Annotated in this window: 13 protein-coding genes; 9 read left to right on the top strand and 4 right to left on the bottom strand. The window is 50.9% G+C overall.

Annotation, left to right across the window (positions count from 1 at the left end; translation table 11 throughout):
- The first annotated feature begins 5 nt into the window (after positions 1 to 5).
- Entirely contained in the window at positions 6 to 1,454 is a 1,449-nt protein-coding gene (locus INT32_RS11460) for an aldehyde dehydrogenase family protein (RefSeq protein ID WP_193088854.1), read from the top strand.
- 2 nt (positions 1,455 to 1,456) lie between these two features.
- A complete protein-coding gene (locus tag INT32_RS11455; RefSeq protein WP_193088853.1) occupies positions 1,457 to 2,269 on the top strand; it encodes an enoyl-CoA hydratase in 813 nt (270 codons plus the stop codon).
- A gap of 176 nt (positions 2,270 to 2,445) precedes the next feature.
- Here INT32_RS11455 and INT32_RS11450 read toward each other — a convergent pair whose 3' ends face one another.
- Positions 2,446 to 4,650 carry an OsmC domain/YcaO domain-containing protein gene (locus tag INT32_RS11450; RefSeq protein ID WP_193088852.1) on the bottom strand — a complete coding sequence of 735 codons (2,205 nt, stop codon included), beginning with the start codon at positions 4,648 to 4,650 and terminating at the stop codon, positions 2,446 to 2,448.
- 962 nt (positions 4,651 to 5,612) lie between these two features.
- Here INT32_RS11450 and INT32_RS11445 point away from each other — a divergent pair.
- The 3 genes from INT32_RS11445 to INT32_RS11435 all read left to right on the top strand — a co-directional run bounded on the left by INT32_RS11445 (position 5,613) and on the right by INT32_RS11435 (position 8,409).
- Entirely contained in the window at positions 5,613 to 6,227 is a 615-nt protein-coding gene (locus INT32_RS11445; protein ID WP_193088851.1) for a hemolysin III family protein, read from the top strand.
- Between the two features lie 310 nt (positions 6,228 to 6,537).
- Positions 6,538 to 7,533, top strand: coding sequence for a tripartite tricarboxylate transporter substrate binding protein (locus tag INT32_RS11440; protein ID WP_193088850.1), 996 nt, complete (start codon positions 6,538 to 6,540; stop codon positions 7,531 to 7,533).
- 69 nt (positions 7,534 to 7,602) lie between these two features.
- Entirely contained in the window at positions 7,603 to 8,409 is an 807-nt protein-coding gene (locus INT32_RS11435; protein ID WP_193088849.1) for an aldolase, read from the top strand.
- A gap of 308 nt (positions 8,410 to 8,717) precedes the next feature.
- Here INT32_RS11435 and INT32_RS11430 read toward each other — a convergent pair whose 3' ends face one another.
- Positions 8,718 to 9,260 (bottom strand): helix-turn-helix domain-containing protein, encoded by a 543-nt coding sequence (locus tag INT32_RS11430; RefSeq protein WP_193088848.1) that lies wholly within the window; start codon positions 9,258 to 9,260, stop codon positions 8,718 to 8,720.
- 653 nt (positions 9,261 to 9,913) lie between these two features.
- Here INT32_RS11430 and INT32_RS11425 point away from each other — a divergent pair.
- Together INT32_RS11425 and INT32_RS11420 are read left to right on the top strand one after the other, a co-directional pair.
- Positions 9,914 to 11,410: an L-lactate permease gene (locus tag INT32_RS11425; RefSeq protein ID WP_193088847.1), complete on the top strand. Its 1,497-nt coding sequence runs from the start codon at positions 9,914 to 9,916 to the stop codon at positions 11,408 to 11,410.
- A gap of 154 nt (positions 11,411 to 11,564) precedes the next feature.
- Positions 11,565 to 11,843: a hypothetical protein gene (locus INT32_RS11420; protein WP_193088846.1), complete on the top strand. Its 279-nt coding sequence runs from the start codon at positions 11,565 to 11,567 to the stop codon at positions 11,841 to 11,843.
- Positions 11,844 to 11,934: 91 nt separating this feature from the next.
- On the opposite strand, the gene INT32_RS11415 is transcribed toward INT32_RS11420, so the two are convergent.
- Together INT32_RS11415 and INT32_RS11410 are read right to left on the bottom strand one after the other, a co-directional pair.
- On the bottom strand, positions 11,935 to 12,300 hold the full coding sequence (locus INT32_RS11415; protein ID WP_193088893.1) for an SDR family oxidoreductase: 366 nt from the start codon (positions 12,298 to 12,300) through the stop codon (positions 11,935 to 11,937).
- A 253-nt stretch (positions 12,301 to 12,553) separates the two neighbouring features.
- Positions 12,554 to 13,291 (bottom strand): helix-turn-helix transcriptional regulator, encoded by a 738-nt coding sequence (locus INT32_RS11410; RefSeq protein ID WP_193088845.1) that lies wholly within the window; start codon positions 13,289 to 13,291, stop codon positions 12,554 to 12,556.
- 151 nt (positions 13,292 to 13,442) lie between these two features.
- On the opposite strand from INT32_RS11410, the gene INT32_RS11405 reads away from it, so the two are divergent.
- Positions 13,443 to 14,732 (top strand): MFS transporter, encoded by a 1,290-nt coding sequence (locus tag INT32_RS11405; RefSeq protein WP_193088844.1) that lies wholly within the window; start codon positions 13,443 to 13,445, stop codon positions 14,730 to 14,732.
- Positions 14,733 to 14,985: 253 nt separating this feature from the next.
- A complete protein-coding gene (locus tag INT32_RS11400; protein ID WP_193088843.1) occupies positions 14,986 to 15,843 on the top strand; it encodes a hypothetical protein in 858 nt (285 codons plus the stop codon).
- Positions 15,844 to 15,908 lie beyond the last annotated feature (65 nt).

The raw sequence follows: 15,908 nt of genomic DNA, 5'->3' as shown, positions 1-15,908 counted from the left end.
TACCCATGCACAAACAGACTCACTTATTCATAGACGGCGTCATGACAACCGCAAGCGGCGAGCAGGAACTCCCCGTCACGGATAGTTTTACTGAAGACATTTTTGCCAGTTATCGTTCTGCCTCTCATGACGATGTACACCGCGCGGTTGCAGCTGCACGCGCAGCATGGATCGGCTGGTCCGCCACGCCCCTGGCCGAACGCATCGCGGCAGTGCGTCGGGTGGCTGCCGCGCTGGCGGAAAAGGCCGAAGCGCTGACCACAGCAATCTCCCGCGAAGTGGGGATGCCACGCAAGTTAGCTGCACGTATCCAGGTGGACGCGCCCGCTGCTGCGTGGAATAGCTATGCCGATATTGCCGCTGACATGATTTGGGAAACGCGCATGGGTCATTCCCTGGTACAGCATGTCCCGGTGGGCGTGGTGGCCTGCATTACACCTTGGAACTATCCTTTGCACCAAATCACCGGCAAGGTTGCGCCGGCGCTGCTGGCCGGCTGCACGGTCGTTCTGAAACCCTCAGAAATCGCACCGACCAGCGCTGCCCTGTTGGCCGAAGCGATCCAACAGGCCGACTTACCGCCTGGCGTGTTCAACCTGGTATATGGCACCGGCCCGGATATCGGTGAGATGCTGATCTCCCATCCCGGTATCGACATGGTTTCCTTTACCGGTTCCACGCGTGCAGGTAGTCATATCGCAGCCATCGCTGGTAGCCAGATCAAGCGCATGGCCCTGGAACTGGGCGGCAAATCGGCCGCACTCGTGCTGCCCGGCGCCGACCTGCCGACAGCCGTCAAAGCCACTCTGGCCAGTTGCATGCTCAACTCTGGGCAAACCTGTTCATCCATGACGCGCCTGCTGGTGCAACGCAATGCGCTTCCAGAAGTCGAACAGATTGTGCGAGAACGCATTGGCGGCTATCGCATGGGAGACCCGGCAGACGCAGCAACGCGGCTCGGCCCCCTGGTTTCTGCGAACCAACGCGAAAAAGTGCAGGCTATGATCGATAGCGCCGTAGCCGCAGGCGCACGTTCCGTGGGAGATGAACAGTCCGTTCCTGATCATGGTTTTTTCATTCCCGCGACTGTGCTATCGGACGTCACGCCCGCAATGACAATCGCAATGGAAGAAGTGTTCGGCCCGGTCCTGTGCATCATGTGCTATGACGATATCGAAGATGGCATCGCTCTGGCCAATGGCACCGAATACGGGTTGGCCGGCACTGTCTGGGGCCCTGTCACGCCCGACACACTGGATGTGGCCCGCCGCATTCGCGCAGGCCAGGTGGACATCAATGGTGCACCATTCAATCCCTCTGCGCCTTTCGGAGGTTTCGGAAAATCCGGCATCGGACGTGAAAACGGGTGTCACGGAATACAAGAGTTTCTTGAACCGGTCGCCATCCAGCTTCCCACCCCCTTCACCGAATCACTCTCTGAATACATATCCTGACTATGACATACGAAACATTGAACTACGCCGTCGACGACGCAATTGCCACAATCACGCTGAACCGGCCGGAACGCATGAACGCGTTGACCAAAGTCATGGAGGCAGAATTACGTTCAGCCATCGAAACTGCTGGGCGTGACGACGCCGTGCGCGCCATCATACTGACCGGCGCGGGACGTGCGTTTTGTGCAGGCATGGACATGGACGAACTGGAAGTGCTGCCTCCCGAAGACATCCGGGCTGAAGAGTGGATGCGTCCCTACGACATGAATCGCCGCGCAGACTACCAGACACGTTATTCCTATTTCCCTGCCGCCCCCAAACCCATTATCAGCGCCATCAATGGCGCGGCAGCCGGACTCGGACTGATCATGGCGCTCTACAGCGATTTTCGGATCGCTGCGGACAAGGCGGTATTCGCAACCGCCTTTGCCCAGCGCGGCCTGATTGCCGAACATGGCATCGCCTGGATACTCCCGCGCATTGTCGGCCATGCTCATGCGACGGACTTGCTGCTGACCTCACGCAAAATCGATGCCCAGGAAGCGCTGCAAATGGGCCTGGTCCATCATGTTGTTTCCGCCGATTCTCTGCCGGACGCAGCCCGGCAGCTTGCGCACCGCCTTGGCAACGAGGTGTCGCCACGGTCAGTGCGCATCATGAAACAGCAACTGTGGGAAGCGCCATTTCAGACTCTGGGAGAAGCGGTATCACAAGCCAACACCGAGATGGTCATGAGTTTGCAAAGTGAAGATTTCAAGGAAGGCATCGCACATTTCATCGAGCGGCGTCCCGCTCGCTTTCAAGGACATTGACCCAACAGCCATAGATAACTCACCGAATTTCCAGCGGACTTTGCCTCACGAGACCGTAATCCAAATGATTGCGACAAGTCAGGTATATGCAATTTATCCAAATCAAGCCAAAGCATATCTATCATACCTGCCCACTGGAAATGAAGGCATCATCACCAAACCCTGACTCGCCCACCCTAATTAACGGCCACCGCGGCCTGGGCCCGTGCCTTATGCAGTTTCTTATAACTGTCGATCCGCCGGTGATGTCTATCGAGCCCCTCCAGTTTCATACTGGTTGGCGTGAGTCCAAAGAAGCGGACGCTGCCGTCCACTGATCCCATTACTGCGTCCATCCGGGTGTTGCCGAACATTCTGCGGAAATTGACGGCGTAGTCGTCCAGTTCCAGCTCGTCATCAAGCAGCACTTCCAGCACCACATTCAAAGCCTGGTAGAACAATCCGCGCTCAACCGTATTGTCGTTGTACTGCAGAAACGCGCCAGTCAGCTCCTGCGCCGCTTCAAATTGCTGCAAGGCCAGATTAATCAGCAGCTTCAACTCCAGAACGGTGAGCTGTCCCCAGTCCGTATTTTCATCAAACTCGATACCAATCAATGTGGCAATATCAGCGTATTCATCCAGGTCGTTGTTCTCCAGCCGTTCAAGCAGTGCGGCCAGCGCGCCATTGTCCAGGCGATGCAGGTTCAAAATATCAGTGCGGAACAAGAGCGCTTTGTTTGTGTTATCCCAGATCACATCATCGACCGGGTAAACTTCCGAATAACCAGGCACCAGAATCCGGCAGGCAATGGCGCCCAGCTGGTCATAGACCGCCATGTAGGCCTCTTTGCCCATGCCTTCGAGAATACCGAACAAGGTTGCTGCTTCCTGGGCATTGGCGTTTTCACCCTGGCCGGAAAAATCCCATTCAATAAACTCAAAATCCGCCCTGGCGCTGAAAAATCGCCACGACACCACACCACTGGAATCAATGAAGTGTTCGACAAAATTATTGGATTCCGTCACAACTTCGCTGACAAAGGTGGGCTTGGGTAAATCGTTCAGGCCTTCGATACTGCGTCCCTGCAGCAATTCCGTGAGACTGCGTTCCAGCGCCACCTCAAAGCTTGGATGCGCGCCGAATGAGGCAAACACGCCTCCTGTGCGCGGGTTCATCAGGGTAACGCACATCACCGGGTAGGTTCCTCCCAGCGACGCATCCTTTACCAGCACCGGAAAGCCCTGCTCTTCCAATGCCTGAATCCCGGCCAGAATGCCAGGGTATTTCGCCAGCACTTCTTGCGGCACATCCGGCAGTGCGATTTCGCCTTCCAGAATTTCCCGCTTTACCGCTCGTTCGAAAATTTCGGACAGGCACTGCACCTGCGCTTCTACCAGCGTGTTGCCGGCACTCATGCCATTGCTGACATACAGGTTCTCGACCAGGTTAGACGGAAAATACACTACATTGCCGTCTGACTGCCGCACGAACGGCAGCGAACAGATACCGCGCGACATATTGCCCGAGTTGGTGTCGCACAGATGCGAGCCACGCAGCTCACCATCAGGGTTATAAATTTGCAGGCAATATGCATCCAGAATGTCAGCGGGCAAGGCATCCGCGGGGCCAGGCTGGAACCAGCGCTCGTTCGGGTAATGCACAAACGGCGCGTCGGCGATGTCTTCGCCCCAAAAGGAACCGGCGTAGAAATGGTTGCAATTGAGGCGCTCGATATACTCCCCCAACGCTGAGGCCAGCGCGCTTTCTTTGGTCGCTCCCTTGCCATTGGTAAAACACATGGGCGAGTGCGCATCGCGAATATGCAGCGACCACACATTGGGAACAATATTGCGCCATGAGGCGATTTCAATTTTGATACCCAGACCAGCCAAAATGCCCGACATATTGGCGATGGTTTGCTCCAGCGGCAGATCTTTGCCCGCAATAAAGGTACTGGCGTCAGACGCGGGCTTCAATGTCAGCAAGGACTGAGCATCGGCATCCAGGTTCTCCACCTCTTCAATGACAAACTCGGGTCCGGTTTGCACGACTTTTTTCACCGTACAACGCTCAATAGAGCGCAGGATACCCCGGCGGTCCGCCTCTGAAATATCCGAGGGCAATTCCACCTGAATCTTGAAAATCTGCTGGTACCGGTTTTCCGGATCCACAATATTATTCTGCGACAGGCGAATATTTTCTGTAGGAATATTTCGGGTTACACAGTACAACTTTACAAAGTAAGCTGCACACAAGGCCGACGAGGCCAGAAAATAATCGAAAGGACCAGGCGCCGAGCCATCGCCCTTATAGCGGATCGGCTGATCGGCCACAACCGTGAAATCATCGAATTTGGCTTCAAGGCGTAGCTTGTCGAGAAAGTTGACTTTAATTTCCATGAGGGAATTCTAAAAATGGAGCTAAAAAGAGCCTGTCCGGATTTCTTTGTGTACAGGGCCGAATGACAGGAGTGAACTGCGAGCACTGGTAAATCGCATACCGCGGCAGCGTACAAGAACTGACTGAAGTGTTGCTTTTTGCGGTTTTCGAATAATTGTCAACGCGGCGTGAAGCGCAACAAACCGTCGAATTGAGGTTACCTATCTAGGACTATCGGGCTCAGATACCCGTGATGCATAGTCTGAAGGGCTATCCGGCAGCGCGTTTTTCTTAAAAATTCAATTAATTCAACATTATAAGGCCCTATCATGGAAAGTCTTACCTAATTTGCGTGGTTGGCATTTTCTGCTCTTGCGGCCTATACGGTGGATAATAAAACCAGGATGAAACCAGTCATTTAATTTTTAATATTAATAATTTAATGGGAAGACCATGGCGCGGCGACCCGCCCCGGCTTCATTTCTTCATATAGATGCCATCAAACGACTCCGCATTTCCACAAAAGGACAGGCAAACCTTGGGAGCGTTTACCAGGCCAGGAGCCAACAGTAAACATACGCCAGGAGTGCATTTAAGTTGGGCATCCATTATTCAAACCTCCTTCTATTTGTATGATTTTGGTAAATCGTGCGTACTGCGCGACTTACCAACTCAATATGTCATTTGGCTCCTCTGGCTTACGCTGCTGCGTAATTGTTTCACGCGCTGCTGCACGCGCGTCGGCTCTGAACGGGACAGATGTTGCAAAAAATCGTCATTTTTCCTAACGATTCAGGCTTTATAAAAGGGGATCAAGCAAATCATAAGATCAAAAGAAGATTAGAATAACCTTTTGATTCATTACTGAGCATAGTCGGCCAGAACATTACAACTCCAGTATAAACGGCATAAAGAAACCCCTGTGAATCAACTCGACTTACCGATTTGCGGCCCAAAACCACCTTCACAGCAAAAGTAAATTATGTATCCGGGTGAACGATTTAATTGTCTGAGCCATCTTGCCGGACTGTTCGTCATGTTGAGTGGATCAGTACACTTGTTGAATAACGTTATCAACAAAGGAGATCCATATAGGATCGCTGGTGTTTTCGTTTTTTCAACAACCGTAACGTTACTTTTCATCACATCTTCCATTTACCATGGTACACGTGAGCCACGTAAGGCAATGTGGGAACGACTCGACCACTGCTCCATTTACTTTGTAATCGCAGGCACAGTCACCCCATTCATTCTCAGAGCAGGTATGAACTACCAATCGTGGCTTTTACTTTCTCTAATATGGACGCTATCCATCCTGGGTATTTATCAACAAATCCGTGCAGCACATGGCGTTGCACCTTCAATATGGATTTATCTCGCTCTCGGCTGGATTGGTGTCATTTCAGTTCTACGCGAATGGCAATTTTTTAGCATCGGTTCATTGTCATTTCTTTTGATCGGCGCAATGCTCTACACAATAGGGACGCTTTTCTATTCCAACAGATGGCAATTTCGCCATGCTCATGGCACCTGGCATTTGTTTGTCCTGGGCGGCGCCATATGCCACTACTTTTCAATTAGATTCTACGTGCTTTAGTTCCATAGATCGACTTTACGGTACAAGACGATGGGATCCCGGTCAGCTCTATTATTTTAAATACGGCAACGGAAATTCTGATATCAGGAAATAGATTTTTTCGATTAACGCCGCTTAATATATAGTCAGCCCAAATTTATAAATCAACCAAGCTGGGCGCTTATTCCATGCGACTTCATTTGGACATATTCCAGTAACACCACGCGGACATTCAATCGGGCGTCAATGCAATATTAGCCAATGACACTTGTGTCATATATAACACTTGTGTCATACTATGCCAACCTATCCTCTAACCAAGGGAACCATTATGTCGGCATTGCAAATTCCGAAAAGAGCATCCAGAACACGCATTATGTTACTAATGCTATTTTCAATCGGCACTTCTCTCACCTCCTTTGCACAAGCAGCATACCCAGATCACTCCATTCGACTCGTCGTCCCCTTTGGCGCCGGGGGTATCACAGATGTGGTTGCCCGCCTGATAGGCCAAAAACTGGGAGAGGAACTTAATCAGACTATTGTCATCGAAAACAAGCCTGGTGCCGGCGGAACGATTGCAGCTCAAACAGTAGCACGTGCAAAACCTGACGGATATACGTTATTACTTGGTACAGTCGGAACCCAAGTAGTAAACAAGATGCTTTACAAAAAGTTAAACTATGATCCGGCTGCCTTTGAACCAGTATCTTTAATTAGCAATTCACCCTACGTTCTTGGGGTCTCGAATGTGCCACAGGTTAAGAACTTATCGGATCTGATCGATTATGCTCAGAAAAACCCTCACAAACTGAACTATGGCTCTGCTGGAGTTGGCAGTTCACCTCATTTGGGAATGGAGCTCTTGAATCAGGAAGCCAAAATGCAGATAACCCATGTGCCATTCAAAAGCGGCGCAGAGGCAATCAACGCTGCGATGGGTGGCCAGGTGCAGGTCGTACTCGATGCCATTTCCGTGATCGTACCGCAAGCCAAAGCGGGAAAGTTAAGATTAATCGCACTGGCTGATGACCAGCCCAATAGCACAGTCCCAGATCTTCCTACCGGAAAAGAACAAGGAATTCCAGCTTTTGTGGTGGGCTCGTGGAACGCAATTGTAGGCCCTGAAGATATGCCTGCAGACAGGGTCAGCATCCTGTCTCAGGCAATCAGTAACGTTCTGCGGAACCCGCAGGTTAAGGAAAGATTAAGCGAACTAGGTATTGAACCACTTGCGGCAGGCAGCGAAAACTATGTATTACATGTTCAAGCGGAATCTGAAAAGTGGAAAAAAATCATTGACGCGTCCGAAGCCAAACTGGATTAGTCGAATGCGCTATATTTCTTTCAAGATGATCCTATGGAAGCAGTTTTCCAGCGAAACAGGGAGTTACTTATGAATCAACAAAACAGCTTTGAACTGGACAAGCAAACATTGATTGAGCAATCCAGCGCTCAAATGGACGACACGCTTGCCGATACAAAATATACCGATCGCCAGAAGCTGGCCTTAACGTGTCGGATCCTCTTTGATAATGGCCACGATTCGGGACTTGCAGGCCAAATTACTGCACGGGCCGATAGTGAGGGTACTTATTTTACCCAACAGCTCGGACTTGGATTTGACGAAATATCGGAAGACAATTTACTTGTTGTCGATGAACATCTAAACGTTCTTGCGGGACATGGCATGGCCAATCCGGCGAATCGTTTTCATTCCTGGGTATACCGGGCGCGCCCTGACGTAAATTGCATTGTACATACCCATGCGCGTTATACCGCAGCATTGAGCATGCTTGAAAAACCACTTGAAATATCGCATATGGACAACTGTATTTTATACGATGATGTTGCCTTTGTTGATAAATGGCCTGGCGTTCCTGTTGGCAACGAAGAAGGTGAACTTATCTCCAGGTCACTGGGTAACAAACGTGCACTGATGCTCTCACATCACGGTTTGTTGATTGCAGCATCTACTATCGAGGAAGCCTGTCTGCTTGGCATCGCGTTTGAAAGAGCTGCACACATGCACTTGCTTGCAGCTGCCGCGGGTGACATCAAACCAATGGATCACGAACTAGGCAAGGAAGCGCATGATTGGATCTTAAGGCCAAAAAGAAACTCAGTCGCTTTTGACTATTATGCCCGCAGAAGTCTGAAAGACTCAAGAAATGCAGACTGTTTATCGAGCCGGTCCAGATAGACCGATTAACGCGCATATTAGTAGTCACTCTAAATGATCTGTAATTCTATTTGTTTTTCATAGCGATCGCGCACGACAACAGCCGTGCCAAACAACGATATGCCATATGGATGCATTGAATCATATTTGATCTAGCAACACGTTCGTCATTTCCATCGAAGATCTATTCGGGGAAGTGACACTCGCACAGCATTACAAGCTTATTTTGGCGTTGCGGCAGCAGCCTTAGCAGTTGCAGCGCGGTAAGCGCTTAAGAAGTAAAAAAGTTTCGAGTCTGCTGGAAAGAGCAGAAACATTAAATTTTTCTTCTACCCTGCAGCGTCATTTTCGCTCGATGCAATGACTACGAGGACCATGCTAGGACGCTCGCTTATCGAGACTAATTTATGCGGAAATGTGGAATCAAAATGAGCACAATCTCCCTTTGACAGCACTTCTTTACGGCGAGCTATGTTCAGTTCAATCTTACCTTCCAAAACGTATAAGATCTCTTCCCCCTCATGGTGGCTCATGACCCTACCACGACTGCCTTTGCTGCTGGGGTGTATCACAAATGCCCTCAAAATGCGACCTGAAGTAAGGCCAGAAACCAGAGCCATTGACCCGTTGAGATTGTCAGCTTTTATTTTTTCTGATCTCGTAATCGTAATAGTTTTCTCGTCAGAATTGTTACCAAAAAGACGATCTACTTGCACTCCAAGTACTTGCGCGATGCGCAGTGCCGACTCAATGGAAGGCGTAGATAAACCGCGCTCCACCTTGGAAAGGTAGCTTCGCGTTAGCCCGGTACGTTGAGCGATCTGCTCAAGCGTGTATCCGTGCTGTCTTCTTAAAAGTTTGAGATTAATCAAAGTAAGTCTTCTCAAATGAAAGGGCTTATAGCTTCGCCCTGCCTAGATGTTTATGGTTATATAAAGAAAATGGCCTGCTGCGGCGCCTCATCTACCTGGATGCATCCCAGACTGATTGTATGTCCCCTGCAGGAAAATCAAATGTGTTCAATAAAAATTGGAATTCTCACAATAACGAAGACTACTTATGAAAGTTTATTCCAAATTGGATGTCGATGTTGATTACACTTAGCGCTTGTGCATTTAAATAAAGCATTTTACAAAGCCTTCTTGGCCTCAAACTTGCCCTGCTTTAAAAATTATAGACAATTTCACCTTTATGAAAAAATCGTTTTTATCATATTGCTATTTCGATTGCGCTGAAAGTAATTGTTTTAGCATTTTAAGAGACCACTACGACACGCAACAGCGCCACAATTGGGATAATTAACAAGTTCGCAATGTTCTTTATTGTTTTTCGCACTATTTATTCCGCACCTTACGCGTATCGTGTTTTGCCAAGCACAGGGCCACGAATAGGCCATTCGTCGGGCTCCATAACCAGAATAGCTATTTTTAATTCCGAATAGTATATTTCAAGCAGCATACGAGGAGAAGATATGTCAGATGCATATCCTGTCAGCAAACCATATCTGATGAAAAATGAGGGCTAGATGACCTATTTCATATGGTCGTTACCAGCTCTAATCGTACTTGCTGCAATTGTCAGTGGCCGGGCAAATGCGACGGTCGCCTCAGTACTGGGTCTGGGCACCGCCATTCCAGTGGCCATCTTCTATGGCCCCGGCCCCTTCGATGCGGCACAGCTTACGCAGGCCTTACTACGCGGACTCTGGATAGGCGTCGTGATTGCCCCCTACATCCTGGGTGGATTGCTATTCTGGCAAGTTGCTGCTAGCGGCTTCAAGGCCAGACAGCACGCCGGGGCAACCCAATTGCGGTCGACAACAAAACCAGTTGCAATGACGTCCATTGCGAAACGCAGACTTGTCTTTTTTGCCTGTTTTCTGATTGGACCTTTCGCGGAAGCGGCCACCGGATTCGGCGTCGGAATGCTGGGCACAATAATGCTCCTTCGTCATTTGGGCTTCGCACCGCTGCACTTGATCATTTTCGCCCTGCTTAGCCAGTCGCTTATTCCCTGGGGTGCAATGGCCAGCGGTACCCTACTGGCCGCGGCCTATGCAAATCTGCCTTCAACCCAATTGAGCATGTATGTGGCCATACCGGTGAGTCTTCTGATGTTAGTCTGGCTTAGCCTGTTTTGGAAAACTGCCCGCAAAGCGGGCATTGGGTCGTCAGTGTGGGAAGGTTTTCGGGAATTGTTGTGGGTGGCTACGGGCATGGTATTGCTTTTGGTCGCCACCAGGTATTTGGGACCCGAAACCGCGCTGCTGGCCGCTTATGGGCCGTTGATCGTCATTAGGTACCTGCTTGATGTTCGCCCTGCCAGGAACGAGGCCTGGCGCATTGCACTTAAAATATCGCCGTATATCATTCTTATTGGCGGCCTCGCAGTAACGCGCCTGGTACCTGTATTGAAAAACACCCTGACCACGCTGGGACGCATAGCGCCATTTGACAACCTGCCCGCTTGGTCTCCGCTTCTTCATGCCGGCACTTGGCTGATCGGCGGCGCTCTGTTGACCGCGATCGTTCGAAAGCAAACTCATTTTCTTAAGAAAGAGGCCAAATCAGCCTGGTTCACTGGTCAACATGCCGTCCTCACTGTTTTTTTATTTTCCATGATGGCCGAAGTACTGGCAGCGTCAGGCATATCTGGCCAGTTTGCCACTGCCACGTTCAACGCACTCAGTGAAGAAGCCATTTTGATCACGCCAATACTCTCCGGCATGTTCGGTGTCCTGACCAATAGCGGAAATCCTGCAAACAGCCTCTTTCTGCCGCCTCAAGTTGCATTGGCAGTACAAGCAGGATTGAGCGTACCTGCAGTCGCTGCACTTCAGCACGTATCAGGTACGTCACTCGGCTTCTTCTCCCCGATAAGAATGTCCATTGCAGCAAGCCTTGCCGGTGGTCGAGGGCAGGAAAAGGGAGCCTATATGACACTCTTCCCGTTTGCGCTGGTCGCCATGGTCTTGCTCATTGGGTTCGCTATGTCGATCATTGCCGTTGGCACACTGAACTAGAGCGGTCTAAATCAGCTTACAGTTTCGTGAGGCAGTGAATAGTCCCCATCCCGCCTGATCATATTAAACAGCGACCACGACTCAGAATAAGCGGGCGTACTGGATCGGCGTGGACGCTATACGGATAAAAAAAAAGTATGGCACGATTGAGACCGTGCGTACCGCAAGACAAAAAGACCTGAACTTGCGCGATTTTATTACACGTACAGCAGCCAACCTGGAAGCGACGGCGCCTGCCATTGAAGTCAGACAGGAAGGACCTGAAGAGGTGGTGCTTGCGGCCTTCGAAGGTTCATCACGCGCAATTGTCATGCGGCTATCGAAAACAGCTGATAGTGTATTCAACGTCATGTGCGATGATCCGATCAAGGCAGCAAAAACGGCCCGGCCGATGTGCGACAACTATGTATCGAGCTTTCGCTTGAAAAATTAAAGTCGCGTTGCCGACAAACAGCGCGGATCAGCAACCGGTATGGCTTGCGGGTATGGCCTGCGGTTGTGGCCTGCGTAACGTCCGGCAACGGTCAGACAGCCCTGACGCCGCCATCGATGAAAAACTCCTCGCCCGCAACGTAGCTACTGTCGCTTGAGGCCAGGAACAGCACCGCCTTGGCAACGTCCTGCGCCTGGCCGAGGCGCCCAAACGGGATCATTTGCGTCAATGCCTCTTGCGCGCCTGCGTTGTCTCGCATGTAAGACTCCATTGCCGGAGTGAGGATCATGCCTGGTGAAACCGCGTTAACACGAATACCCCGGTTTTTGAGGTCAGTGGTCCAGGTTCGTGCCAGTGAGCGAATCGCTGCCTTCGTGGCGCTGTAAATCGACAGGCTGGGCAGCCCCTTGCTTCCCGCTACCGATCCTGGCAGGACTACGCTACCGCCTGCCGTCATAAGCGGCAAGGCTTTAGTCTACGTCGCAATTGCAATCTCCCTGGCTGTGGAACAGGACAGTTCGCCCAAGTTACGTACCACTCACCTCGTTGGCCTGTTTCTTGATGGCCTTGTTGTGCGTTAATCTCGTCCTCGACCTTGATCGGCGCGTAAATCTGTTCAGGAATACTAACGTCCAGCAAAAAAGAAAGTGAAGCGACACACCGGATCACCGCGCCTTTACGCCCTGTTGCGACTATGTTGTCTGATTTTTCTAGAAAAGGCCGACTGTCGTCAGGGAAAATGCCTCCCGAATCGCTTGCTGACCGTGCGGTGTCACTGTAACAGCGCGACTGCCCGCAGCACGCCGAATCCAACCCTTGTCCAGATAACATTGACATATTGCAGCCCCGAGCGCACCCCCAATATGAAAGCGCCTTGCACTCCAGTCCAGACAAGGACGACAGAACATGCGCCCTGTTCCGCGGCTTGACGCACGATGACGAGCAGAATCCAGGTCAACCCCCAGTGATCGCAGGAATCTGTCGCCCTGATCGGTCAATAAGCCACCATCGCCTGATAGCTCAATGCACCCAGAGTCAATGAGGTGGTCAGTCATTTCAACCGCCAATTGGCCTGCCAGATGATCGTAGCATGTACGCGCATAGCGCAGGGCCTTGTCGCGCGGACCAGTCACAGGGCCGACACAGCGCACCCGGGCACCTTGCGTATCCGGATCAACTGACAGAGACATAATGCTTTCGATCATGTGAGCAACCGCCGGCGAGGCCAGGCGGTGATAACGGTGCCGGCCTTGGCGTTCCCTGACGAGCAGGCCAGCTTCGACCAGCCGCGTGAGGTGCCCGCTTGCTGTTTGCGGCGCAATACCGGCAATACGGGACAGCTCGGTTGCGGTCAGAGCACGCCCATCCATCAGTGCAGCAAGCATGCTGGCGCGGGCAAGATCACCAATCAACGATGCTGTTTGGGCAATGGAAGCAATACTGACCATGGTCTACTCCTGGAACATATCATGATTTTAACAAAGTTATCCCATGCCATGGTACGGTCTGCGCCGTAGCAATTGGCGCCCTTCATCGCCATAATGTACTTGTATTCTCTCAACACAAACTCGGTATTTTCCACACTCAAGGACAATCTACATGGGCGCTTCTCAGACTAAACAAACGTCGACGTTTTTTGGTGTTTGGGTTATACGTGCTGCCTTCCTGCTGGCTATTTTGGGCTGGGGTGTCGGGTTCTACGGCCCGCCGATTTATCTAGCAGAAGTGGCACAGCGTACGAACTGGTCCTTGAGTCTTATTTCACTGGCAGTCACCTTGCATTTTCTTGTCGGCACACTGGTGATCCTCAATCTGCCTCGTTTATATGCCAGGGCTGGTTTACCCGCAACGACGGTATGCGGAGCCGTCCTTACCGCTATTGGCGTCGTTGGCTGGTCCACTGTGCAGGAGCCGTGGCAGCTGTTTTTGGCGGCCACGCTCACCGGCCTCGGATGGGTAACGATGGGGGCTGTCGCGGTCAATACGATTGTTGCTGCCTGGTATCACAAGAATCGTCCTGCTGCTTTAAGCAAAGCCTATAACGGCGCCAGCGTCGGAGGAGTTATTTTCTCACCCTTATGGGTGGCATTGATTGGCGGGATGGGTTTCGCCGGCGCTGCAAGCATCGTGGGCGTGATGGTCATTATTATCGTATTGCTGCTGGCCCGCTATGTTTTCACTAAAACACCAGAAAACACCGGGCAGGTGCCAGATGGTAACGGTTCTGGCACAACTCAAGTCCGGCATCTCGAACCCAGTCGCGGCCAGACGCTGCCAGGCCCCGCACTTTGGCGCAATTGGGCCTTCATCACACTGTCTGCGGGTATGGCAATTGGTCTGTTTGCACAGATCGGTTTGCTGGCTCATCTATTCAATATTTTTTCCCCTGTGGTTGGGGCCCAGCAAATGGGATGGCTCATGGGGCTGGGAACTGCTTGCGCCATTGGTGGCCGCGCTATAGCCGCGCGGGCAGTTCAACAACTTGGAAACCGACGTACCGTTGCCGCTGGGGGTTATTTGATTCAGGCGTTTGGAACGGCAACGTTGCTTCTTTTTGGCGCAGACAATGTCTGGCTTCTTACCCTTGGCGTCATGCTGTTTGGTTCCGGTATTGGCAATGCCACCTCTATTCCCCCGCTGGTTGCACAATCGGATTTTGCCCCTGAGGATGTGCCCAGAGTTGTAGCCCTGACTGTAGCCATTGCCCAGGGAACCTATGCTTTCGCACCTGCCGTCTTTGGCCTGCTGCAAAGTAATACTCATGATTACCCAGGTGGCGTGCAAGGCGCATTCTTTGCCGCAGCCATTGGCATACAGATCCTGGCCGCAGCGGCGTATCTTGCATATCGTGGGCCTCGCGCAACGATTCGCGTAGCAGACAACGCATAGCAACGCGTGGATTTGGAGCGTCGACACCCCATTTAAATATGTTGCTTTTACACGATACTTAAGGAAAAGAGTTCGAATAGTAAGAAATATTTAGCTTTGGTATGGTATTTTAAATATGCCAAATGAAATATTTTTAGGAACTACACCACACTCTCGGATATTGTGAAAATTCCTCGCCATACTTGATAGTAATTTATGTAAAGCCTTCCGTATGGATGTGTGCAATTTATGAACCTGAACTCGTAGGAACAAAATGCAACAGCGTGAATATTTTGATGTGAATGAGGTTTCCCAACGCATAAATATACAAAGGCCATATTTTGCCTTTGAACGGCTGTGGCAAGACGAAAATTCGCTGGTGGGTAACTTTGCCGCAGAGCAGCCTTTGATGTATGAGGCCGGGCCCGTTACCGCCGGTGAGTTAGGACGACATTTGGCTATCCTGGGTAGCTGTACAGCAGTCGCGTTGCACGATGGGCCGGAAGCATATTACTTGGCTACCAAAGCACATTTCACCCGCAAATCCATGAATGAAATATCAAGTCATGATATTTATTATGCTAGCGCCCAAATGATAAATATCGACAGGCGAACTTTACAGGTATCGGCTCAGGCTTGGGGCAGCGAAGCGGTAGCGGAACTCATATGTGATTATGTCATTCTTTCACCCGCGTTGTTTAAGCGTAACTTCAAGCACTATGTAAGCGAATACCATCTTCCTCCGACAGATTCTCCTTATCAACACTCAATTGCCCTTCACAATTTGGATTTTCACGAGGCTGGGCTTGATGCCGACGCTGGGCCGCTCTCCCCAATGCAATGTGCAGGACACTTTTCCCTGTATCCGTGTTGGCCAGTGGCCATTATTTCACAAACAGCGTTTCAGGTAACCGGCGAATTATTGAAGAGTAAATTTGGTGAAAATGTGCGTTTTCACGTACAAAACACTCGCCTGTCTGCAGAAAAACTAGTTGGAGCCGATACGGTTTTACGATTCAATGTAGAAATAACAGAGGACAATTTCCCTCAACTGGAAAGCGTTACGCGGGTCTATCGTGATGACGAAGAAGTTGCTCGACTAACAAACGTGCTTGGACTCGTATTTCACTGACATGACAATCTCAAGTCAAGCTACCTCGTGTCACCGGCAGCCTCTTTAGGTAAAACGTCAATGGT

Source organism: Advenella sp. FME57 (genome assembly GCF_014897675.1).
Taxonomy (GTDB): Bacteria; Pseudomonadota; Gammaproteobacteria; order Burkholderiales; family Burkholderiaceae_B; genus Advenella.
Note: the sequence above shows the minus strand (reverse complement) of the source record. Positions and strands in the feature narration are given on the sequence as shown.